This window comes from Sphingobacterium shayense, from assembly GCF_013179575.1.
GTDB lineage: Bacteria > Bacteroidota > Bacteroidia > Sphingobacteriales > Sphingobacteriaceae > Sphingobacterium > Sphingobacterium shayense.
This window is the reverse complement of sequence record NZ_JABMCQ010000336.1, coordinates 1-1,074: the sequence shown is the minus strand read 5'-3', so window position 1 is coordinate 1,074 and position 1,074 is coordinate 1. Positions and strand designations below refer to the sequence as shown.

At 38.6% G+C, this 1,074-nt stretch carries 1 protein-coding gene; it reads right to left on the bottom strand.

Annotation, left to right across the window (positions count from 1 at the left end; all coding sequences use genetic code 11):
• Nucleotides 1-937 (bottom strand): site-specific integrase (locus HP439_RS19205; protein ID WP_172391925.1); only part of this gene is annotated, 937 nt, incomplete at its 3' end.
• Nucleotides 938-1,074: the final 137 nt, after the last annotated feature.

Sequence of the window (1,074 nt, the reverse complement as noted above, 5' to 3'; positions counted from 1 at the left end):
GTATAAATTCAATGGCCATGGGGGCTATAGGAATCTTAATCGTCTTGGGCCGCCTATCTTTGTTCTTCTGCATGGTAAAAAAAAGAAAATTATCACTAAGGAACCAAGTCTTGTCTGCTTGGTATACGTCGGATATTCTAAGGCTGGTGAAGCACGAGAACAGGAATGCTTTTAAAACAGCGGTCTCTATTCTAGTCAGTTCTCCAGTTTTAAGTTTATCTTTCAACAGATTCACTTCAATCCTGTTCAAGAAAACCGTTGGTGTTTCTAGAGGACGATTAGAATAGTGGATAGCTGAATTATCAACATGTATCGTTACTTCCTCATTAGCTCGTCTGAGCATCGCTTTCATTTCCTTAACACGTGTCCATACAGTATTGTGTCCATTCCCCTTGTCCTTGAGAAAAGCCTTAAACTTCTCTATCCATCTCTTGTTAATCTGATCAAACCTAACGTTGTTTTGGAATTCTTCAATGCGATTTATTGTGGCCCCATAATGCTTATATGTTTCGTGGGTAATAATACGTTTTCGATATAACTCTTCTCGAATTTTAGTAAAGTAGGCGACAACAGATCGTGTTGAATCAAGAAAAAGCATTTCCCTTTTCAAGATGTCAATGGTTAGATGACGTTCAGAAAGTCTGTAAATTTTTGAGACCTCGTTGTATTTCGATCGTTCAGTTAGGATTATCATATTGAAATCATCAACGTCCGGATCATCTTTATGTTTAGGCAGAAGCCGGCCATTTTCAAAATCAATTCGATCAATTGGCCATTCCAAATCCAACGGGAAAAAGTCTCGCTCATGCGTATGAGCCGATGAAATGTAAACTTGAATGTAAAGAGAAGAGTTTCCATTCTTCTTGACACGTGCTTTCCAAACGTGAAGTTTGGTTGAACATTTGAACATGGGTTCTGGGTTTCTAGTTTTAACCATGGGCACGATAATTTAATGTCTACAAAATGTCTACAAAAACTATCTGCCGTGCTATCTAAAAACCCCGTGTCAAGTGGCTTTAAAGCTATATTATGAGGTTTCAGCAATGCTGAAACCTCATTTAGTGTCCTCGGCGG